The following is a 21,537-nucleotide window of genomic DNA, read 5'->3' on the forward strand; positions in this document are numbered from 1 at the left end:
CCCGGTCGTTGAGCGAGCGCAGCGAGTCAAAACGCACCTACCCGAGCCTGTGGACAACTCGAATGAATGTCGTACGTATGTTCTAATGTCGAAGTCATGGAGAACCGGCTCGATGGCATCGCCGCAGCGCTCGAGGCGCTCGCGGCGGCGGGTGGCGCGCAGGCGCCGGCCGCGCTGTCGCCGAGTGCACTCGTCGAGGTGAACCGCGCCTTCGGCGTGCTCATGCGCCAGGTCGACGCCGCTTTCGCCCCCGTCGCAGCCGAGATCTCCCGTCAGTCGCGGCCTCAGCTCGGCGGCGACTCCCTCGCGAAGAAGCAGGGATTCCGCTCCCCTGTCGCGCTGATCCAAGCCACCACCGGCGCGAGCGTGGGCGAGGCGATCAAACTCGTGCAGGTGGGCGAGAGCACCGCGCCGCGCACCACGATCAGCGGGGAGCCCCGCCCCGCCGCGCATCCGCACGTGGCGGCAGCCGTTTCGGCGGGCGCCCTGTCGATGATGGCGGCGTCGGCGATCATCACCCTGCTCGACAAGCTGTCGCTGCGCGTCGATCCCTCCCGCCGGGATGCCGCGGAGCGCGACCTCTGCCAGCGGGCACCCGGACTGCGCGCCGACGAGCTCACCCGGCTGCTGGCGCGCGCCGAAGCCGAGCTCGACCCCGACGGGATCACCGCCGCGCACGAGGAACATCGATCGGCCCGAGCACTGCGGATGCAGGAGCGAGACGGCATGCTGCACCTCACCGGCGTCTTCGACCTGGCCACCGCCGCTCCCATCAAGACCGCTCTCGACGCGATGGTCACCCGCGTGCTGCAGACCAACGAGCACGCCCCACGGCGCGAGCACGTGCACGGGCACGGCGACGCGCGTGGTGGTGACCGCGTCGAAGGTGCCGCGCGCGATGACATTCGCGATGAGCGCACGCTGCCGCAGATGCGGGCCGACGCGCTGCACGAGCTGTGTGCGCACGCTCTGGGGTGCGAACAGGTGCCCACCGCTGCGACGACGACGGTCGTCGTGCGCATGACGCTCGACCAGCTCGAGTCGGGATGCGGCGTCGCGAGCATCGATGGTTTCGACGCATCGCTGCCCGCGCGGGAGGTGCGTCGACTCGCCGCCGACCTGCAGGTCATTCCGTGCGTCCTCGGCGGCGACAGCGACATTCTCGACTGGGGCCGCGCGCGCCGCCTGTTCTCTCCCGCCCAGAAGCTCGCCCTCGCCGAACGAGACGGCGGCTGCGCGTTCTGCGGCGCACCGCCGGCGTGGACCCACGGCCACCACATCGCCTGGTGGAACAGGGATGCCGGGCCCACCGACCTCGACAACGGCGTGCTGCTGTGCACCGGCTGCCACCATCGCATTCACGCCGACGGGTGGGAGATCCGCGTCGACGGCGTCGGAGTGACGGCGCGGGTGTGGTTCATCCCGCCACCGTGGATCGACGCCGACCGCACGCCCCGCATCGGAGGGAGCGCCCGCTGTGCGCTGCGGTGCTGACGGATGCGCTGCGCAGGGTCCTCACGCAGGTGTTGCCGCGCGGACACCGACCCGAAACATCCGCTATGGCAGACTGAGTCCGATCGTCCCGGCCTTGCACCCCTCCCCCTGGCTGGCAGCGCGTCCTCGAGAGGCACCATGGAGCTCAGCGACTACATCCGCATCCTCCGCAAGAACTGGCTCGTGATCGTCGTGCTGACCCTGCTGGGACTCGGCGCGGCGGCGGGCTACTCCCTCACGAGGACCCCGATCTACGAGTCCGCGAGCACGGTGTTCGTCTCGACGCAGTCGGGCAACACCGCCCAAGAGCTGCAGCAGGGATCCTCGTTCGCGCAGGCGCGCATCAACACCTACGTGGGGCTCACGACGACACCCGTCGTTCTGAACCCGGTGATCGCCGACCTCGGCCTCGCCCGCACCGCCGAAGACCTGGCGAAGGACGTCAAGGCGTCGGCGGCCCTCAACTCCACGCTCATCACCATCACGGTCTCCGACCCCGACGCCGTCCAGGCGGCCAAGATCGCCAATGCGGTCGCGGCGAGCCTCGCCTCCGCGGTGCCGCAGCTCGAACCCGAGAGCAACAGCGGCGCCAGCGCCATCCGCCTCAGCCGGGTCAGCGACGCGCAGCCCGCCCTCAAGCCGTCGAGCCCCAACGTGCCGCTGAACCTCGCCCTCGGCGTGCTCGTCGGCCTCGCGCTCGGCATCGGTGTCGCTGTTCTGCGCACCACCCTCGACAACCGCGTGCGCACGCCGCGCGACGCGGAGCAGATCACCGGCGCCCCGAGCATCGGCGCGATCGCGTACGACGCCAAGGCGCGAGAGCGCCCGCTCATCGTGCACGCCGATCCGCTCAGTCCTCGCGCCGAGTCGTTCCGAGCCCTGCGCACCAACCTGCAGTTCCTCGACATGGGCGGCCGATCGAGCTTCGTCGTCACCAGCTCCATCCCGAGCGAAGGCAAGTCGACCACCACGATCAACCTCGCCATCGCCCTCGCCGACGCCGGCAAGCGCGTCGCCCTGCTCGACACCGACCTGCGCAAGCCCAAGGTCGCCGAATACCTCGGCATGGAAGGCGGCGCCGGTCTCACCGACGTCCTCATCGGCCGCGCGAAGGTCAGCGAGGTCATGCTCCCCTGGGGCGGCCGCAGCCTCTACGTGCTGCCCGCCGGCAAGATCCCGCCGAACCCGAGCGAGCTGCTCGGCTCCCGCCAGATGAACACCCTGCTCGAGATGCTCGAGAAGGACTTCGATGTCGTGCTCTGCGACGCGCCGCCGCTGCTGCCCGTCACCGACGCGGCGATCCTCGCCCGCGCCACCAGCGGTGCGCTGCTGATCATCTCGGCCGGTCGCACGACCAAGCACCAGCTGCAGGGCGCGACCGAGGCGCTCAACACGGTCGGCGCCAAGCTCGCCGGCTTCGTGATGTCGATGGTGCCCACGCGCGGGCCCGACTCCTATTACTCCGCCTACGGGTACGGCTACGGATACGGATACGGCTACCGCGAGACTCCGGCCAAGGTATCCAAGGCCGAGCGCAAGGCGGCCAAGCGCCGCGGACGCACCACTCCGCTCGCCAGCGTCCCCACCTCACCCACGCTCGACGAGCTCGGGTTCGACTCCCGCCGTGACGCGCGCGAGGCCGACAGGGAGAGCTGAGCAATGCCCCGCCAGCGCCGCTCCGCAACGAGCCGCGGCGGCGCGACGGTCATCGCGATCGGACTGATCGCGCTCACCGTCGCGGCCGTCGGGCTCAGCGTCGCCGCGCTCCGGCAGGGTCGCGGCCCCGGCGACCTCGACGCCACCGTCGGCCCGGCCCCCACCTTCACCTACGCCGTCCGCACCCCGACGGCGACACCCACCGCGTCCGCCTCGCCCACCCCGGCATCCGCAGCCGCCCCCGGAGCGGCGGAACGGTTCTTGTCCGTCGGCGCCGATGCGATGTGGCGCGCCACCGCGGGAACGTGCGGCGGCGCCGCCCCCGTCGTCGAACGCTCCGGCGACAGCGGCGCGACCTGGCAGGCCGTCACCCCGACGACCAAGGGCGCCGCCCAGATCCTCAGCCTCACCTCGTTCGGCGGACGCAACGCCACCGCGGTCACGGCACTCGGCACGAGCTGCACCCTGAACACTCTGCGCACCTACACCGACGGCCAGTTCTGGGAGCCCTACCCCGACATCTTCGCCGCCGATACCTACGTGCTGCCCGGCGAGCGTGCCGTGATCGTCGACGGCACGCGCATCGCGGCCCCCTGCGCGAGCCCGTGGGGCCTGCGCTCCGCAGGCAGCACCACCGCACTCGTCTGCGACGGCACCGCCTACCGCTTGGAAGGCCAGAACTGGACCCGTCTGGCCGCGGGAGCACGCGCCGTCGCCGTCGCCGCACGCACCGTCTACATCGCCGAGACGGATGCCGCGTGCACCGGCATCCGCATCACCGCCCGCTCGAGCGATGCGACCGATGCGACCGACCTCGGGTGCACGGCGCTCGATGCCGCCGACGCAGCAGGGCCTCTCGCGCTGGATGCGAGCAGCAGCTCGTCGGGAACCGTGCTCACCCTGTGGGCAGGTTCACGCCTGATCGACGTCGCCGGCTGAGCCGGCCGCCCTCACGAGGCGAGCATCTCGGCAACGCGGCGACGCAGCTCGCGCGGCGCGAAGGGCTTCACGACATAGTCATCGGCACCGGCACCGCGCGCCGCGTCGATATCGGACGGCGCCGACTTGGCCGTCAGCATGATGATGCGGGTGGCATCGAGCGAGGGGTCGCGCCGAAGCACACGACAGACCTCGATTCCCGTCATCCCCGGCATCATCCAGTCGAGCACGATGACATCGGGGTGCGCGGCGGATGCCGCCGCAATCGCTCGCTCCCCGTCTCCGGCGACGGTGACCTCATGACCGGCGATGCTCAGCACCGTTCGCACCAGTTCAGCGACATCGGCGTCGTCATCGACAATGAGCACGTTCGCCATGGGTGCGTCCTCCACCGACTCAGCCCCTCGAATAACTAGCCTGTCTAGATTTCCCCCGATTGCCATTAGCGTACTCGTATGACAGCCCTCGGGGTGGATCACCCCGTCGATCGCCGCACCTCGCCCTGGCAGGCGGCGGTGTTTTGGCTGGGCGGAGCACTGCTGATCTTCGTCCTCTCCATCGTCGCCGTCAGCTTCTCCGTTCCCGGTGTACCGGTCGCACTGTGGTGGCCCGCAGCCGGCGTCTCGGTGGTGCTCATCCTGCGCGCGCCGCGGCACCGCCGTGCGGTATCGGTGCTCGTCGTGCTCGTCGCCACGATTGCCGGCAACCTCGTGGCCGGGCGATCTCTTGAGATCAGCGGGCTGTACGGCCTGGCGAACGCGATCGAAGCGACACTGCTGAGCGTGCTGCTGCTGCGCGGCGGCCGAGATGCACGCCTTCGCACGACCACCGATGCCGTGCAGTTCGTCGCCCTGTCGGCGCTCTCCGCACTGGTCTTCGCCCTGCTCATCGCGCTGATCAACATCACTCTCGTCGACGGTGAGCCCCTCGCCTCGGCCCTCGTCACCTGCGCCTCGCACCTGTCGGCGGTGCTGCTGATCGTTCCTCTCGCGCTCTTCGACGCGCAACCGCAGCCGCCGTCGCGGCCGGGCGAGCTGGCGGCGCAGATCCTCGCGATGCTCGCCGTCATCGCGGCGTGCATCGGACCGCTCAGCCCCCTGCCGCTCGCGTTCCTCGTCTTCGTGCCGCTGGCCTGGGCCAGCCTGCGCTTTCCCCCCTTGCTCGCTCAGATCCAAGCGTTGTTCGTCGCACTGACGACGATGCTGTTCAGCCCGCTGAGCATCGGGGTGTTCGACCCGGCACGCATCGGTCCGGTCGAGCGCGCCATCACCGTCGCCGCCTTCGTCGCCGCACTCGCGATCTTCACGGTTCTGACGACCACCGAACGCAACGAGTCGCTGCGCAACGCCCGCACGGCGGTGGATGCCGCGGACGAGAGCGCCGAGGCCGCGCGCGCGACCGCCGCGACCATCCAGGTGCGCTACGACCTCGAACGCCAGCGGCAGGACTTCCTCTCCACGACGAGCCACGAACTGCGCACCCCCATCACGATCATCGCCGGCTACAGCGAGCTGCTCTCCGAGGCCGATCTGCCCGCCGAGGCCGCAGCGTGGGTCGACGCGATCCACCGCAACACCGGGCGGCTGTCCGGCATGCTCGATGACCTTCTCGCCTTCAGCCGCACACGGGCCGAACGGCCGCGACCACGCGAGATCGCGGCATCCGACCTGGTGAACGAGGTCGTGGCCGACCACACCGGCGGCGCCACCACGCGCTCCGTCGAGGTCGATATGGCCAGCGCCGAAGGGTTCGCCGTTTTCGCCGATCGCGACGACGCCGCGCGCGCACTGGGCAACCTGCTCTCCAACGCCCTGAAGTTCACGCCCCCCGGCGGCGACGTCCGCGTCGAGATCGCGGGCGTCGCCGCCGACGTGATGCTCACGGTCAGCGACACCGGACCGGGCATCGGCACCGACGCCCTCGCGCAGGTGTTCGACCCGTTCTACCGTGGAGAACAGGCCGAGGTCCGGGCCACGCCGGGCACCGGCCTCGGACTGCCCATTGCCCGCATGCTCGCCCGCCGCAACGGCGGCGAGGTCATGATCGTGTCCCTGCCCGGGCACGGCACGAAGGCAACCCTTCTGCTGCCCCGCCCGGCTGCACCAGCCGTCCCGAGCGGCACCCCGGCCCTGGACGGATCCGCAGAGAGCGATCAATAGACTGCCCAAAGAGGAACCGATGACGACCCCCCACACGGAAAGCCGATGGGCCGACAGCCAGCTGATCGGCACCGTCGTGAGGTCTGTGTGGCAGTGGCAGCTCATCGTCGGCTTCAGCACGATCGCGGTCGCGTTGGGCGTGGTTCTGCTCAGCCCGCGCATGTTCGAGAACGTCTCGCTGCTGGTCGGCCTCGCTCTCATCAGCGCGATCACATCGTGGGCGATCGTCATGCCATGGGCCCGCCATCGCGAGCTCGTGCTTCTCTTACCCCTCGCGGACACCGTCGCGATCGGGTTCCTGGCCATGACGGACGAAACCCTGGGATACCTCTGGGTCGTGCCGATGGCGTGGGTCGCGGCGTACTACTCGATGGCTGCCGTGGTGTTCACCCTCATCCTCGCCTTCGCGCTGCAGATCGCGCGCTGGTGGATCCCCGGGACACCGCTGACATCGCCGCTGGAGGTGATGATCGTGCTGCTGGGCCTCGGCTTCCTCGGCATCGCGATGAACCACGGCGCCCGCCGCACCCGCGCGTTCCGTCTGCTGATCCGGCGCCAGTCCCGCCAGCTCGACCGCGCCGTGGCCCGGATGAGCGCGCACGAAGACCGCGCGAACGGCCTCTTCGACACCATCAGCACGGCCATCGCGCGCGTCGACGACCGCGGCCACATCGACCTCGCCAACTCCGCGTACCGGCACCTGTACGCCTACGACAACGACGACTACCGGCATCCGCCCCGCGCCGTCGAGTACGACGGCTACCGCGGCACGGCGCTGCCCCGCGACGCGACCTCCATCGCGCGCGCCGTCCGCGGCGAGCGCGTCGACAACGACCTGATCTGGCTCTACGACGCGAGCGGCGAGTGGCGCGCGCTGTCGATGTCGATCCGCGGCGGGTCGGTGCGCACCGAGATCGGAGAAGACACCGAGGTCTCGATCATCCAGCTCGACGACGTCACCGCCATCGAGCGCGAACGCCGCGAGCAGCGCGCGGCCACGAGCGCCGTCTCACACGAACTGCGCAACCCGCTCACGGTCATCATCGGCCACGCCGACCTCATGCTGGACGGCGACGATCTCTCCCCCGGGCAGCGCGAGCACGCGAGCGTCATCGAGAGCGCGGCCGAGCGGATGCTGGCCCTCACGAGGTCGCTGCTCGACTCCCATCGCGCCTCCGACGCCGCAGACCGCTTCGACCTGTCGGCGATCGCCGAAGCCACCGCCGACGCTTTTGCGCCCGCTGCCACGGCATCCGACATCGACCTGCGCACCCACACCGCGACGCCGCTGGCGATCTCGGGCGACGGCTTCCGCGTGCGCCAAGTGGTCGACAACCTCATCAGCAATGCCATCAAGTACACGCCTCGCGGCGGCAGGGTCGACGTCACGACCGAGGCCGATGGCGATGACGCCGTGCTGCGCGTCATCGACACCGGCATCGGCATCGGCTCCGACGATCTCGAGCGTGTGTTCGTGCCGTACTTCCGTGCCCGCAGCGCCACCGCCAGCGGCATCGCCGGCACGGGCCTGGGCATGTCGATCGCCCGGCAGATCATCGAGGAGAGCGGCGGCACCATCACCCTGGAGAGCACCCTCGGCACGGGCACGGTCGCGACCGTGCGTCTTCCGCTCACCCGACCCCATCGCGACACCACTGCGGGAGCATCCACATGAGCATCTCCACGATCATGGTCACCCTGACGACACTGTGCACGGCCGTGATGATCGGGCTGGGCTTCCTGCAACGTCCCTCGCGCGAAGCCGCCATCTGGTCGTGCGGTTTCATCGCCGCGATGGCGGCCACCTACGCACAGACCAGCACCGCGCTTCTCGACACCGCGTGGCTGGATGCCCTCGGCGACGGACTCATGCTCTTCTCTCTGGGCCTGGTGTGGGTCGGCATCCGCGTTCGACGCGGCCGGCGCCTCGTCCTGCTGCCGGCGATGATCGGGGGGAGCGTCGTGGTGACCGTCACCGTGGCACTGACCACCGGCACCGCGGTGGAAGACCTCGTCGGCAACGTCGAGCTGGTCGTCTTCACCGCGGTCTCGGCTGCGATCACGATCGAGCTCGTCGGCATCCGCCACGCGCCGCGCGGGGTCATCGTCCCGCTCGCGCTCTCCTCGGGCATCGTCGCGGTCTTCTCCGTGGTCTGGCTGTGCGTGGATCTGGTGGGCGAGCGTCTGGTAACAGACGACCAGCTGCCGGTGACCGAACAGTTCACACCGGTGGTGATGGCCATCACCCTCGTCACCGCCCTCACGACCCTGCTGCTGCTGACGCGCGCCGAGAACCCCGCGGCGGTCACCGTCACCGTGCCGGGCTTTCGCACCATCGCTCGCGACCGCCTGACCCGCGCCGAGCGGTATGACGATGCATGGTGGTCGCTGCTGGACGTGCGCCTCGACGACCCGATCGCCCTTCGCGAAGCTTCGAGCGCGCAGGCCTACAGTCGTGTGCTCGACCGCTTCTTCTCCGACGTCTCCGCCGTCTTCCCCGCCGAAGCGGATCTCCACGCCATCGAGCCGTCGCGCGTGCTCGTGCTCCTGCCGCGCCACGAGGCCGCGGTGCGCCCGCTTCTGCGCGCCCTCCTGGAGAGGGTCGCCACCGTCTCGACCGACCAGTCGATCACCGTCCGTCTGTCCGCCAGCATCGGCTGGGCGAGTGTGTCGCGTGTCGGCTACGACCTCGACGATTTGATCGCCGCGGCCGCTGCCGCCGCCGACGAGGCGCAACTGGCCGGCGGCGACCGCTGGGAACGCGCGAGCATGATCGTCTGAACGCCTGCCCGTAGGATCGGTGGCGTGAGCGCACTCCCCCGCCCGGCGCGCACCGCGGGCCGCATCTTCGCGTGGACCGTGGCCGGTCTGCTGCTGCTGGCCGCGGTCATCGCCGTGTGGGTGGGCGTGCGCGGCGCGCTCGCGTATCAGCATCTGCAGCGGATCCAGACCGGGGCGGCGGAGAGTACCGCGGCCCTGGCCGCCGACCCGGCGGCCGCCGCGCCGACGTTGGCACGACTGGCCGCCGATGCCTCCGAGGCGCACCAGCTCACCTCCGACCCCGTCTGGGCGCTCGCCCGCCACGCACCCTGGATCGGCCCGCAGCTGGCGGCGTTCGGCACGGTCGCCGCGGCATCCGACGAACTCCTCCGGGAGAGTCTGCTGCCCTTGGCCACCGCCGCTCAGAACGTGTCGATCGACGGCCTGCGCCCCGTCGACGGCCGCATCGACACGAGCGTCCTCGCGGCGCTCGTGGGCCCCGCTCAGGATGCCGCGACGCGCGCGGCCGGCGCCGCCGGCGCCGTGCAGGACATCGACCGCACCCCGCTGATCGGCGTCGTGGGTACGGCCGTCGACCGCGCCGACGACCTGTTCTCGACGGTGTCGACCGCCGTGGACACCCTGTCGCGCACCTCTCGACTGCTGCCCGACATGCTCGGTCAGAACGGGCCGCGGACCTACCTGGTGCTCGTCCAGAACAACGCCGAGTGGCGTTCGCTGGGCGGCATCGCCGGCGCCGCCGTGGTGCTGCGCGCCGACGGCGGGCGCCTGTCGCTGGTCGGCGCGCTCTCCTCCGGCGATCTCCCCCGCGGCTTCACGAGCCCCGTCGTCGCCCTGCCTGATGAGATCACGAAGATCTACGACACCAAGCCGGCCCGCTACTTCCAGAACCTCACGCAGATCCCCGACTTCTCCGTCGACGGTCCGATCGCGCGCGAGATGTACCGACTGAAGACGGGCACCGACATCGACGGTGTCCTCTCCGTCGACCCGGTCGTGCTCTCGTACCTGCTGCAGACCACCGGCCCTGTCACCCTCCCCAGCGGCGACAGCCTCACCGCCGACAACGCCATCCCGCTGCTGCTCAACGAGGTCTACCTGCGTTACGCGAAGCCCGCCGATCAGGACGCGTTCTTCGCCGGTGCCGCCGGCGCGGTCTTCCAGGCCCTCGCCGATGGGCGAGGCTCGGCATCCGGCCTCATCTCAGCCCTCACCCGCGCCGGCGAGGAGCATCGCCTCCTCGCCTGGAGCGCCCACGCCGACGAGCAGGCGATCATCGACGGCACCGTTGTGGCCGGTCAGCTTCCCGTCACCGATGAGCACACGGCGAGGTTCGGCGTCTACCTCAACGACGGCACCGGATCGAAGATGAGCTACTACATCGACCCGGATGTATCCCTCACGTGGGGATCGTGCCGACCGGCGGGCCAGACGTCCTCTCGCCAGCTCACCCTGCAGCTCACGCTGACCAGTCGCGCTCCCGCCGACGCCGGGACGGCGCTGCCGGAGTACATCACGGGCGGCGGCGTCTACGGCACTGCACCCGGCGCCGCCGAGGTCGTCGGCAACATCTACCTGCCCGAAGGGTTCGACCTGGTGTCTGCGACCGCCACGAACGGGGCCGGCTTCGCGGGCGGCATGAACGAGGGACGGCGGGTGCTCACCTTCGGCATCGACCTGAACCCCGGGGCGTCGACGGGCGTGACGGTCACCGTCCGGGCGGACACCGCCGCCGGCGATGCCCAGGCCTTCGTCACACCCACCGCGGATGCCGCGCGCGCTCCGATCGTCGTCGCGACCTGCGGCGCGGGGTAGACTCCCTGCATCGCGCGCTCGCCCGAGTTCTTGCCGGTCGGGCGCACATCGCAGGGAGAAGCTCCATGACCCGCTCGCACCGTCGCACCGCTCGGCCGCTGGCCCGCGCCGCGGGGGCGGCCCTGGCCGGGGCGCTTCTCACCCTCGTCCCTAACGCCGCCCACGCGTCCACGATCTACCCGCCGGTCGACTCGTGCACGACCTCGCCGGCCGGCGTCACCGCCGGCGGCACCCTGTCGTTCTCCTGCGCGGAGCGCACGTTCGGCGCCAATGAACCGGTTACGATCACCGTCACCGGACAAGACGGCGCGAACGCGTCCTTCGCCATGGTGCACCTCGGCATCAGCACCGGGAGCATCACCCGCACCTCCGACGCGAACGGCGCCCTCGGCGAGGTCCGCATCGTCCTGCCCTCGACCGCGAGCGGCGTCTACAACATCGCTGCGATCTCGCGCAGCTCGGCCGGCGGCGCGGCGAGCGCGTCGATCACCGGCGCCGACGGTCTCCCGCGCACGGGCGGCGACAGCGGTCAGCTCATCGGCGTCTGGGTGGGCGGCGGAGCACTCGTCCTCGCGGGCGCCGTCGTGCTCATCGCCCTCACCGTGCGCCGTCGCCGCGACCGCGACGACCTCTGAGCGGCCGCCGTTACGGCCCCGCACCGGTACAGTTCAGAGGTGTCCCCCTCCCCCCGCCGGCGCATCCTGTCACCTCGGCGCGCGCCGAAACGTGGGATCGTCATCACCGCCATCGCCCTCGCTGCCGTGATCGTGGTGGGCGCGATCGCCGCCGTGGGGATCTTCGTCACTCAGGGAGTGCATGCCATGCTCGCCCAGCCGCCCGCGGTAGGAACGACCGTGATCGCGCCGCAGCAGTCGAAGGCGCGGGTCGCGCTGGAGAACCTGCAGATGGATGCCGATGCGACCGCCGGCACGACCTACCTCGCCGCGCAGCCGACGGCCTACTGGCTGACCCCCGAACAGGCGCCCATCGGAACCGTCGGGGGAACGGTGCTCAGCCTCATCGCCCAGGGCCGCGATCAGAAGCGTGCCACGGCGATGGTCGTCTACGGTCTGCCCGACCGCGATTGCGGCAGCCACTCCGCCGGCGGCCTCTCCCCCGCCGACTACCCCCGATGGGTCGCCGAGATCGGACAAGCGCTGAAGACGGCACCCGACCAGCAGAAGATCATCATCCTCGAGCCCGACAGCATCGCCCTGACCAGCGATTGCGGTGATATCGCGACGCGTGCGACCTTCCTCTCGGGCGCCGTCGATGCCCTCTCCTCGACCGCGACGTGGATCTACATCGACGGCGGGCACAGCTCCTGGCACAGCCCCGACGAGATGGCCCAGCTCATCCGACAGATGGGCATCATCGACCGGGTGCGCGGTGTGGCCACCAACGTCTCGAACTACCAGTCGACCTACGACGAGTTCGCCTACGCGCATGCCCTTTCGGACCGGCTGGGGGGAACCCATGCGATCATCGACACCTCCCGCAACGGTGTCGCGACCGCCGGAGCGACCTGGTGCAACCCCTCCGGGCAGCGCGTCGGCGACCCCGCGGGAACGTTCGGTGACGACGTCGTCGACACCAACCTCTGGATCAAGCCTCCCGGCGAGAGCGACGGCGTCTGCAACGGCGGTCCCGCGGCCGGGCTGTGGTGGCCGGCGGCAGCCGCCGAACTGACCAGCGGCGTGCGCTGACGCCGCTCGGATCCCGCCGCCGCGAGGCGTGGCTAGACTGTGGCTCAGCACCGTGCTCCACACCCCCCTACTGGAGAGTCCCGGGACCATGACCGATCCTTCGTTACCGATGAAAACCGCCGTGATCATCGAGGATGATCCCGACATCCGTCACCTCATCGTGGAGGTGCTCGAAGCTGCGGGATTCTCGACCGTGTCGGTCGGCAACGGCATCGACGGCGTTCGTGCGGTGCTCTCCTACCAGCCTCTCGTGACCACCCTCGATGTGAACATGCCCGGTATCGATGGGTTCGAGGCGGCGCGGCGCATCCGCGCGCAGAGTGACACCTTCATCATCATGATCACCGGCCTGGAAGAAGAGGCCGACGTCGTCGTCGGGCTCGGCTCCGGTGCCGACGACTACATCGTGAAGCCGTTCCGTCCGCGCGAGCTGCGCGCCCGCATCGACTCGCTCCTGCGACGCCCGCGCGCCACGGCGGGCAACACGCCGCAGGCGTCCGCGCCCCGCCAGGAAGTCGGCGGACCGTCCTTCCCGGGAGCGCGCCCGGGCGCGCAGCGCATGCCCGACTACGGGATGCCGCAGGCTCCCGCCGCAGGCTACGGGTACCCGCAGCAGGCCGTCGGCTGGGCTCCCGCTGCGCCGGCCGACCCGCCCTACAGCTTCGACGGCGCGCAACCGAGCGCCGTGCCCTCGCCGGCGGAGCAGGCGGCCCCGGCATCCGCCGCACCCGCACCGTCCGCTGCGGCACCGGGGGCGCCGATCGTCGTGCCCTCGAGCGTCGGGCCGCAGTCGCCCGGGAGCGCGCTGGCCACAGCCGGCGCCGCCGGCGATCTGGTGGGTCCCTTCGCCGGGCCCGGCTGGGTCGCACACCGCGATCTGGCCGTGAACCCGGAGCAGCGCGTCGCCGCGATCGCCGGCGAAGAGCTGGTGCTCACCCGCACCGAGTTCGACCTGCTGGCGACCCTCATGGAGTCCAAACGACGCGTGCGCAGCAAGGCCGATCTGACCCTCGTACTGCGCGGAGAGTCGTATGTGACGAGCTACTTCGTCGGCGAGGCCGACAAGCGCGCGATCGAGGCCCACATGACGAACCTGCGCCGCAAACTCGGCGACAACCCCGCCAACCCGCGTTACATCGAGACGGTGCGCGGCGTGGGCTATCGCCTCACGGCAGAGCACGCCGCCTGAGGAGCGCGCCGAGCGACCGGCGCGTCAGACCTTGAAGCCCTGGTGACGCTGGAACAGTTTGAAGGCCATGAACACGGTCTGGATGACCGTGACGACGCCGACGATCGGCCAGCCGACCCACAGGATCGTGGACTGCGCGACCGAGTCCAGCATGTTCCAGATCACCGCGACCGCGATCGCCACGATCGCCAGCATGATGAACGGCACCCAGTGACCGATGCTGCCGCCGCCGCGCTCCGCTTTTGCCTGCATGGCCCAGTTGTCGACCTTCTTGCGCGACAGGAAGCGCGTCCATGAGCGCAGGAAGTGGCTGATCCGCACCCACATGAAGATCTCCGCGGGGAACATGAGCCCGGCGAACAAGAGGTCACGACTGTTGCATGCCTCCATCGCGCGCGCGACCCGCACGTTCAGGAGCATTGCGACCACCGGCGGAATGAGCCACCACGCGGAGAAGACGAACGCGTTGATCGACAGCGAGGCGATCAACAGGGTGAGGAAGGCGACACGCACGAAGAGGTTGGTGAGCATCGAGAAGTTCTCGAACCATCGCAGGCGCAGGTTCGGGTGGAAGGGCTGGCCCTTGGTGTCGCCGCGCTGGCCCGGCCACATGAGCTCGATCGCACCGTAGGTCCACTTCACCTGCTGGGCGTCGTAGCCCTTGAGCGTGGTCATGCCGCCCACGTCGGCGCGGGCGAACGGGCTGATCTTGGTGAGGTAGCCGGCGCTCTTGATCTGCAACGACAGCAGGGAGTCTTCCACCTCACTGTCCTTCACCCACGGCGAATTCTGGTGATTCGCCTTCATGACGTCGCGCAGCGCCGTCGTCGAGAAGATCGAGAACTGCCCGCCCAGCACCGCCATGTTGCGACCGCGCAGGAGGTTCTGCAGGTTGAAGGCCGCGAACTGGGTGCGCTGGCCGGCGATGAGGAACTTCGCGACGCCGCCCTTGATCGGGCGGTCGTCGATCGAGTAGATCGCCGAGATCCCGCCGATGCGGGAGTCGCCGACGGCTTCGCCCTCGAGGAACTCGACAGCCCGGCGATCGGCGATCGTGTCGCCGTCCACCCCCAGCAGGTAGTCATATCCCTCGACGAGGGCGTAACCGTAGTTGAGAGCGCCGACCTTCTTGTCGGGGTTCTTGCCGATGTCGTGGACGAACACCTCGGTGAACTGCTCGCCCAGCTCGGTCGTGATCTCATGCGGTCCGCTGAACTCCGAGGCGATCTTGACGGTCGCGTCGGACGTGTTGTTGACGACGACGTGGATGACGTCGGGCACCCGGCTCTGACCGAGCAGCGAGCGCAGCACATCGGCGATCGACTCCTCCTCGTTGTACGCCGGCACGACGCACCCGATGGTCGAGCGGTGCACGCTGGTGTGCTCGAGCACCGAGGAGAAATCGTCGAACTCGGGGATCGTGAGATCCGCGGCGTGGAAGGATTCCTGCGGCACGGGGAACGCGTAGGGCTGCGCCGGCGGCGCCGGCGGCGCCCCGAAGGCAGCCGCACGGAACTGCGGTCCGGAGGCGGTCTGCCGGCCAGTGTCGAAGGGCGTGCTCACGGTGTACCTCGTGTCGGTGTGGACAACAGACTATTGAGTGGGGTTGGTCGGGGAGAAGATGGCGATCGGAAGAACCTGGTAGACGGTCTGCTGTTGGAAGCTGGTGTCGGTGTTGGCGGTTCCCTCCACCCACACCTGCAGGGCGAACTGGAGGGTGATTCCGTAGGTGTCGGCCGGCAGCTGATGGATCGTCGTCGCCGGCACGAGCAGCCCACCCTGGAAGGTGTTGAGCAAGAGACCGCGGTCGGAGCGCATCGTGTCTGACGGCACCAGGGTGCGCGGGTCAGCCGAGAACTGGAATGGCGACATCATCTGCTGCTGGCCGATCGTGGACTGCGACACCTGCGAGGTGATGCTGACCATCGACAGGTACACGCGTCGCTTCTGCGTGAGCACCGCCTTCTCATCGACGCGGTGATCGACGACGTTGACGGCGAAGCCGAAGGTCTTGTCGTTGTCGGGTGCCCACTCCTGGGTGCGCTTCGGATCGGCGGCCCAGACGTCCAGGCGCACCTCGAGCCCGTCTGCGACGTCGGTGGACAGCGATACCGACCCGTCGTAGGTGAACTTCGAGTCGTAAGGCATGCTGACGGCCTGAGTGACGGCCGGGCGCGGGGCGGGCGTGGCCACCACGTTCTGCTGCAGACCGTTGAAGACGCTGGCGATCTGGGTGCAGCCGGTCAGGGATGTCAGCACCACGAGGCCCGCGGCGGCCGCGCCGAGGGCGCGCAAGCGGGGAGAGCGGGAGGGGGCGGGAAGCATGATCCACACGCTATCTGCGCACCGTCCAGGAGACGTTCGAATCAGGGAAACCTCGACACGGTCTTTACCCGATCTTGAGGAAGGCGCGTTCAGCCGCCGTTTTGCGCGGCGATCGCGATCGTGAGGGTGTCGCTCGCGGTCTGCTTGGCGAACTCGGTCGAGGTGGGGGTCGTCTGCACGAGGAAGTCGTAGTCGAACTGCACGGTGACGTAGGTGGCTTCGGCCGGAACCGCGCCGACGTTGAAGGTGTTGGAGTAGCTGTACGGCGACAGCACCAGGTATCCGGGAGAGACCGTCGCCTGATCCACCTGGGCCTCCAGCGGCGCGAACGTCTGAGACGCGTTCGCGGGGATCGCCGTCATCGTGGCGCGCTGAAGATAGACCTTCTGCCCGTCATTGGGGGTGATCGTGGTCACCATCGACAGACTGATCGGCTTGATCGCCGCCGGTGTCCAGCGGTCCATCCGCAACGTCGACCAGTAGTTCACGGCGGCCGAGACCGCGCCCGCTGTGAGCGTGCGCTGGGTCGATCCGCCCGACAGATCATTGGAGACCGGCGTGGGAACGGGGACGGCCGTCGTCAGCGTGGGCGCGGGTGTCGTCGCCGACGTCGCCCACGGCGCGGGGCCGCAACCGACCAGGGGGACCACCACGACCAGCGCAGCGAGCGCGGCGATCGGGCCGCGCCGACGACGCGCGGTGAGCGCGGTGCTCGCGGTGCGCCTCCCGGGGCGTTCCATCCGGCAGGTCTCCTTCACGTCGCGGAACATTTACATATCGGAAACCGCAAGAGTTTGCAATCCGGTAGACCCCTAGGGAATACTCGGGAGAGCATCAGCACCACCATACCGCTTCAATGTTCATCCCCCCATCTGCATCAAGACCGGATACACGGAACGAGCGGATCATCAGGTACCCCCAGACCGGATTCGAAAGCAGGCACTCATGAAGCACCGTTTCTCCAAGATCGCGGCCTCCATTGCGATCGCCGCAGGGCTGGTTATCGCCGCCCCGGCAATGGCACAGGCATACACTCCGACCGGCCCCGACACCGTCACGATCACCGTGACGGCCCCGGGCCCCGTTCCCGTGGCCGGGTTCCAGCCCGGCGCGACCGTCACGTTCACGCTCGTCGGTGAGGGCGTCACCGGCGCCAACATCGCGGCCGTCAAGTTCGCCGTCACCTCGGCGAGCACCACGAAGACCGCCGACTCCTCGGGTGTCGCCACGGCGACGGTCGTCGGCACGCCGCCGGCCGGCGCGTCGTGGACGCTCGCCGCGACCGGTGCGCGCTCCTCCTCCGAGGCGGGTGGCAGCACGCTGCCCTCCACGGGTGGCAACAGCGAGTCGCTTCTCGGCATCTGGGTCGGCGGTGGCGCTCTCGTCCTCGCCGGTGCGACCGTCGCCGTGGCCGCCACGGTTCGTCGCAACCGCAAGGAGAGCAACGCCTGACGCACGACAGCACGACAACGAGAGAGCCTTCCCGGTCACGGCCGGGAAGGCTCTCTCGTTGTGCGCGGAGTGCGCGTCGTCAGCGGACCACCGCGGTCACGGCGGGCAGGCGAGACAGTACTTCCTGGCTGATCGAGCCGAGCAGGAAGCGGGCGACGGCGCCCCGACCGTGCGTGCCGACGACGACGAGGCGAGCGGTGAGACCGCGCGAGGCGATCACGCGCGACGGGTAACCGCGCTCCACGACGCGCTCGACCACCAGGTCCGGGAAGTCCACGGCCAGCCCGGCGAGGGCCACCGCCTGCATCTCCTCCGTCGCGGCCTGCATGTTCGACAGGTACATCTCCGGATAGACGGCCAGTCCGTTGCGAGGCGCCTCGATGGGCGTCCAGACACTGACCGCGGTGAGCGGCTCGCCCAGCCGGTCGGCCTCGCGCGCCGCGAACCGCAGCGCATGCTCCGACACCGGCGACCCGTCGATGCCGACGACGACCCCGTGCCGACCGACCAGTGCCGCGTCGGGCACCACCACGACCGGGCAGGCGGCTCCGGCGACGATGCGGATGCCGTGGGCGCCGCGCGCCGGCCCGTCACCCGGCCCGCGGTAGTCGCTGCCGAGCACCAGCAGCGAGGCGTTGACGCTGGCGTCGATGAGGCGGGCGACGGGGTTGCCGGTCTCCACGCGCGTCATGACGGTGATCCCGGCATCCCTCACCGGCTCCGCCAGGCGCTCGAGCACCGCCTCGGTGTCGGCGACGGCCTGTGCGATCAGTTCCGCCTCGCCGACCGCGCCGAGCGCTCCCCCGACGATCGACACCAGCTCGATGCCTTGCGAACCGGGCGGAGCGGCCTGTGCCCGCTGCAGCGCCCACCGCACCGCACGTTCGGAGACGGCTGCCCCCGTCACCGCCACGACGATCTTCTCGACCATGATTCGTCCCTCCGTTGGGATCGGTGCCTCCACGTTACGCCGCGGCACCCACGGCCGCAGGGTCGCGGGCCGTGACAAAGGGAGGGGTCAGGGCTCCCGCGGGGCCAGGGCGCGCGGCTCGGCGGTGATCAGAATCGGGAGGTGATCGCTGCGCCCCTGCGGCAGCGTCGTGATCGTCGCGATGTCGAAGCCTACGCTCGTCGCGAAGTCGTAGTGGCCGCGGAAGAACTTGTAGCGCGTGTAGGTGCGGGCATCGCTCAGCGTGAGCTCGTACCCCGACTCGCGCACGTGCTGGCCGAGGTTCTCTTTGAACACCGGATAGTTGTAGTCGCCGACCATGAGGATCGGCAGGTCGGGACCGAGGCTGGAGAGCTCCTCCAGCGCCGCCTGGATCTGCTTGCGCCGCAGGGAGTTCAGTGCCGTCAGAGGGGCGGCGTGAAAGCTCGCGACGATGATCTCGCGACCCAGGTCGATGTCGTGCAGGCGCACGGCCAGCATGCGCTCCTCCGCGGGCTTGAGCACGCGGTCGTGCAGCGACTTCTTCAGCGCGAGCGAGCGCACCTCTCGCGCGTCGAAGATGTTCCGCCGGTAGTAGAGCGCAAGTCCCAGGCGGTTGCGCGCCGTCGCCTCGGCGAGGTGGAGGTCGCCGATCTCCGACGGCAGGTCGCTCGAGACCGCTTCTTGAAGGCAGAGGATGTCCGCCCCCGTGCTCTCGACGAGGTCACTGAGCTCGCCGATCGCCTTGTGCTTGTTGAGGTTGTACGAGATGACCTTCATCCCCCGCCTTCCGTCGCTCTCAGCCTAAGCGGCGGTCCTAGGAATCTGCTCCGTCTTGACACCGGGGCGCCGCTCGCCTCAGTCGGCGTCCAGACTGCGGCGTGCGCGAGTCTGCGCGGCGCGTGAGCCGAGCAGATCGTCGGCGGGGTAGCCCACCGCGGTGAGGGTGAGGCCGCGGGCCGCGAGCACCTTGACGTCGCTCGTGCGCACACCGCCGTCGCGGATCGCGGCGACGTCGGCGATCTGCAGACGCCCTTCGCCGACCGCCGCGCACGCGCCGACGAGGGCGCGCACCATGCTGTGGCAGAACGCGTCGGCTTTGACACGCGCGACCAGGATGCCGCGATCATCTCGATGCCAGCCGAACTCCAGCAGGGTGCGGATGGTCGTCGCCCCCTCCCGCCACTTGCAGTACGCCGCGAAATCGTGCAGACCGATGAGGGAACGCGCGGCGGCATCCATCGCCTCCACGTCCAGCGCGGCCTTCACGCTGGTCGTGCGCACCCGCTCGAGGGGATCGTAGCCGGCAGTGCGATCGGCGATGCGGTATTCGTAGCGGCGCCAGACGGCCGAGAACCTCGCATCGAATCCGTCCGGTGCTACGGCGGTGCGGTGCACCACGACGTCGGGATACGCGCCGAGCACGCCGTTGATGCGGGCGGCGAGCGCCTCGGCGGTGCCGCCGCGGCTCGCGGCCAGGCGCTCCTGCTGCCGATCGGTGAGATCGAGGTGAGCGACCTGCCCGGCCGCATGCACACCGGCATCGGTTCGGCCGGCCACGACCAGCTGCGGGTCGCCGCCGAGCACACGGGCCAGCGCCGTTTCGAGCGTGCCCTGGACGGTGCGCAGGCCCGGCTGACGCGCCCACCCGCGGAAGTCGGTGCCGTCGTAGGCGAGATCGAGGCGCAGCCGCACGCCTCCCGGCGGATCGGTGACCACGCCGTCTGCCGTCACAGAGCGCCTTGGGACTGCGTGCCGGCCGGCACCGGGGTCATCGTCACGACCTCGGCGGGCCCGGTCACCAGGCCGGCGACGGCGGCCTGCAAAGCCTTCACGGCGTCGCCCTGTGCGTGCGCGGCGAGGGCGGCGGGCTCGGCCCATTTCTCGATCATGACGACCGTCCCGTCCGAGGCGGCGTGGATGGCGTACAGGAGGCATCCGTTCTCGGCATGGACAGCGGGCATGGCGGCGCTGAGCGCCTCGATGAGCGCGGGGCGCTGGCCCTCGACGGGGTGGAAGACGGCGGTGACGACGACGGTCATGGGAGGGGACCTCTCTTCTGGGTGTGGACGTACGTGGCCGGGCTCAGCCGAGGCGCTCGTCCACCTCGGCACGGGTGGGCGGGTTTGCACCGGCGCGCGAGACGGTGATGCCGGCGGTGACGGCGGCACGGCGAAGGGCCGCGGCGAACGAGGCGGCGTCTTCGAAGATCGCGGGATCGTCCAGCACGCTCGAGATGAGGCTCGCCATGTACGCGTCGCCGGCGCCGATCGTGTCGGCGACCGTGACAGGCAGCGCATCGACGGCGCTCACGCCGCCGGGCCCGAGCCCGATCGCTCCCTCGCCACCGCGCGTCATGACCGTCAGGCGCGGCCCGAAGGCTGCGATCTGATGCAGCACGGCCTCGGCATCCAGACCCGGATACAGCCACGCAGCATCTTCGTCGCTGAGCTTCACCAGATCGGCGGATGCCGCCGCCTGCGCGAAGCGCGCCCGCGCGACCTCGTGTGCGCCGACCAGCGCGGGCCGGATGTTCGGGTCGAGGCTGACGAGCGCGGCACCCGTGTCGGCGGCGCGACGCAGCACCTCCATCACGGCGCTGCCGCCGGGCTCGAGGAAGAGCGCAATCGAACCGGTGTGGACGATGCGCGTCCCCTCCAGGGATGCCGTCGGCACGGCCCAGTCGATCGCGAACTCGTACTCCGCGGAACCGTCGGAACGCAGTCGTGCGCGGGCCGTGGACGTCGGGGCATCCGTCCATGACGCCTCGTCGACGAGGGCACCCGAGTCGGTGATCTGGGCGGCAATACGTTCGCCGCGCGCATCGCGCCCCAGCCGCGTCAGAAGACGCACGGCGTGGCCCTGACGCGCAAGACCGACGGCCACGTTGGCGGGGCTGCCGCCCACGAGCTCACGGTCACCCTCGGCGCTCCCGACGATATCGATGAGCGCTTCACCGATGACCAGCACATCCGTATCCATGTGACCAGTCTGGCGCACCGCACGCGGCGTGCGCGCCCGTCATCGGCGCGCGATGCGGCGGACCCCTCGCGTTCAGGGAGGGTACGTACACTGGAAGATCCGCTCGCGCCG

General features: G+C 70.0%; 20 protein-coding genes. 11 read left to right on the top strand and 9 right to left on the bottom strand.

Annotation, left to right across the window (positions count from 1 at the left end; genetic code table 11):
• The first annotated feature begins 96 nt into the window (after positions 1-96).
• The 3 genes from DEU37_RS05680 to DEU37_RS05690 all read left to right on the top strand — a co-directional run bounded on the left by DEU37_RS05680 (position 97) and on the right by DEU37_RS05690 (position 4,089).
• Positions 97-1,494: an HNH endonuclease signature motif containing protein gene (locus DEU37_RS05680; RefSeq protein ID WP_220699824.1), complete on the top strand. Its 1,398-nt coding sequence runs from the start codon at positions 97-99 to the stop codon at positions 1,492-1,494.
• A gap of 138 nt (positions 1,495-1,632) precedes the next feature.
• Positions 1,633-3,150, top strand: coding sequence for a polysaccharide biosynthesis tyrosine autokinase (locus DEU37_RS05685; protein WP_121189671.1), 1,518 nt, complete (start codon positions 1,633-1,635; stop codon positions 3,148-3,150).
• Positions 3,151-3,153: 3 nt separating this feature from the next.
• A complete protein-coding gene (locus tag DEU37_RS05690) occupies positions 3,154-4,089 on the top strand; it encodes a hypothetical protein (RefSeq protein ID WP_121189672.1) in 936 nt (311 codons plus the stop codon).
• Between the two features lie 11 nt (positions 4,090-4,100).
• Here the strand turns inward: DEU37_RS05690 and DEU37_RS05695 are convergent, their stop codons facing one another.
• Positions 4,101-4,481, bottom strand: a complete 381-nt coding sequence (locus DEU37_RS05695; RefSeq protein WP_259457161.1) for a response regulator transcription factor — start codon at positions 4,479-4,481, stop codon at positions 4,101-4,103.
• A 63-nt stretch (positions 4,482-4,544) separates the two neighbouring features.
• Here DEU37_RS05695 and DEU37_RS05700 point away from each other — a divergent pair, with 63 nt between their 5' ends.
• The 7 genes from DEU37_RS05700 to DEU37_RS05730 all read left to right on the top strand — a co-directional run bounded on the left by DEU37_RS05700 (position 4,545) and on the right by DEU37_RS05730 (position 13,739).
• Positions 4,545-6,248 carry a HAMP domain-containing sensor histidine kinase gene (locus tag DEU37_RS05700; RefSeq protein WP_121189674.1) on the top strand — a complete coding sequence of 568 codons (1,704 nt, stop codon included), beginning with the start codon at positions 4,545-4,547 and terminating at the stop codon, positions 6,246-6,248.
• A gap of 19 nt (positions 6,249-6,267) precedes the next feature.
• Positions 6,268-7,923 (top strand): cell wall metabolism sensor histidine kinase WalK, encoded by a 1,656-nt coding sequence (locus DEU37_RS05705; protein WP_121189675.1) that lies wholly within the window; start codon positions 6,268-6,270, stop codon positions 7,921-7,923.
• Positions 7,920-9,029, top strand: a complete 1,110-nt coding sequence (locus DEU37_RS05710) for a hypothetical protein (protein ID WP_121189676.1) — start codon at positions 7,920-7,922, stop codon at positions 9,027-9,029. The genes DEU37_RS05705 and DEU37_RS05710 overlap by 4 nt, the downstream gene beginning before the upstream one ends.
• Positions 9,030-9,053: 24 nt before the next feature.
• A complete protein-coding gene (locus DEU37_RS05715) occupies positions 9,054-10,844 on the top strand; it encodes a DUF4012 domain-containing protein (RefSeq protein WP_121189677.1) in 1,791 nt (596 codons plus the stop codon).
• A gap of 65 nt (positions 10,845-10,909) precedes the next feature.
• Entirely contained in the window at positions 10,910-11,479 is a 570-nt protein-coding gene (locus DEU37_RS05720; RefSeq protein WP_121189678.1) for a cell wall protein, read from the top strand.
• 39 nt (positions 11,480-11,518) lie between these two features.
• Complete coding sequence (locus tag DEU37_RS05725) at positions 11,519-12,550, top strand: glycoside hydrolase family 6 protein (RefSeq protein ID WP_121189679.1); 1,032 nt, start codon at positions 11,519-11,521, stop codon at positions 12,548-12,550.
• Positions 12,551-12,638: 88 nt separating this feature from the next.
• Positions 12,639-13,739: a response regulator transcription factor gene (locus DEU37_RS05730; RefSeq protein WP_121189680.1), complete on the top strand. Its 1,101-nt coding sequence runs from the start codon at positions 12,639-12,641 to the stop codon at positions 13,737-13,739.
• A 24-nt stretch (positions 13,740-13,763) separates the two neighbouring features.
• Here DEU37_RS05730 and DEU37_RS05735 read toward each other — a convergent pair whose 3' ends face one another.
• From DEU37_RS05735 to DEU37_RS05745, 3 genes are all read right to left on the bottom strand, one after another.
• Entirely contained in the window at positions 13,764-15,302 is a 1,539-nt protein-coding gene (locus tag DEU37_RS05735; RefSeq protein WP_121189681.1) for a glycosyltransferase, read from the bottom strand.
• A 30-nt stretch (positions 15,303-15,332) separates the two neighbouring features.
• Positions 15,333-16,064, bottom strand: coding sequence for a fructose 1,6-bisphosphatase (locus DEU37_RS05740; protein ID WP_121190009.1), 732 nt, complete (start codon positions 16,062-16,064; stop codon positions 15,333-15,335).
• 89 nt (positions 16,065-16,153) lie between these two features.
• Positions 16,154-16,834 (bottom strand): hypothetical protein, encoded by a 681-nt coding sequence (locus tag DEU37_RS05745; RefSeq protein WP_259457163.1) that lies wholly within the window; start codon positions 16,832-16,834, stop codon positions 16,154-16,156.
• A gap of 175 nt (positions 16,835-17,009) precedes the next feature.
• On the opposite strand from DEU37_RS05745, the gene DEU37_RS05750 reads away from it, so the two are divergent.
• Positions 17,010-17,516: a hypothetical protein gene (locus DEU37_RS05750; RefSeq protein WP_121189682.1), complete on the top strand. Its 507-nt coding sequence runs from the start codon at positions 17,010-17,012 to the stop codon at positions 17,514-17,516.
• A gap of 79 nt (positions 17,517-17,595) precedes the next feature.
• Here the strand turns inward: DEU37_RS05750 and DEU37_RS05755 are convergent, their stop codons facing one another.
• From DEU37_RS05755 to DEU37_RS05775, 5 genes are all read right to left on the bottom strand, one after another.
• Positions 17,596-18,447: a universal stress protein gene (locus DEU37_RS05755; RefSeq protein WP_121189683.1), complete on the bottom strand. Its 852-nt coding sequence runs from the start codon at positions 18,445-18,447 to the stop codon at positions 17,596-17,598.
• A gap of 87 nt (positions 18,448-18,534) precedes the next feature.
• Positions 18,535-19,224, bottom strand: a complete 690-nt coding sequence (locus DEU37_RS05760; RefSeq protein ID WP_121189684.1) for an endonuclease/exonuclease/phosphatase family protein — start codon at positions 19,222-19,224, stop codon at positions 18,535-18,537.
• Between the two features lie 78 nt (positions 19,225-19,302).
• Positions 19,303-20,178 (bottom strand): tRNA pseudouridine(38-40) synthase TruA, encoded by an 876-nt coding sequence (gene truA, locus DEU37_RS05765; RefSeq protein ID WP_259457164.1) that lies wholly within the window; start codon positions 20,176-20,178, stop codon positions 19,303-19,305.
• Positions 20,175-20,486, bottom strand: a complete 312-nt coding sequence (locus tag DEU37_RS05770) for a putative quinol monooxygenase (protein ID WP_121189685.1) — start codon at positions 20,484-20,486, stop codon at positions 20,175-20,177. The genes truA and DEU37_RS05770 overlap by 4 nt, the downstream gene beginning before the upstream one ends.
• A 43-nt stretch (positions 20,487-20,529) precedes the next feature.
• Entirely contained in the window at positions 20,530-21,426 is an 897-nt protein-coding gene (locus tag DEU37_RS05775; protein WP_121189686.1) for a carbohydrate kinase, read from the bottom strand.
• Positions 21,427-21,537: the final 111 nt, after the last annotated feature.

The organism is Microbacterium sp. AG790 (assembly GCF_003634765.1).
GTDB lineage: Bacteria > Actinomycetota > Actinomycetes > Actinomycetales > Microbacteriaceae > Microbacterium.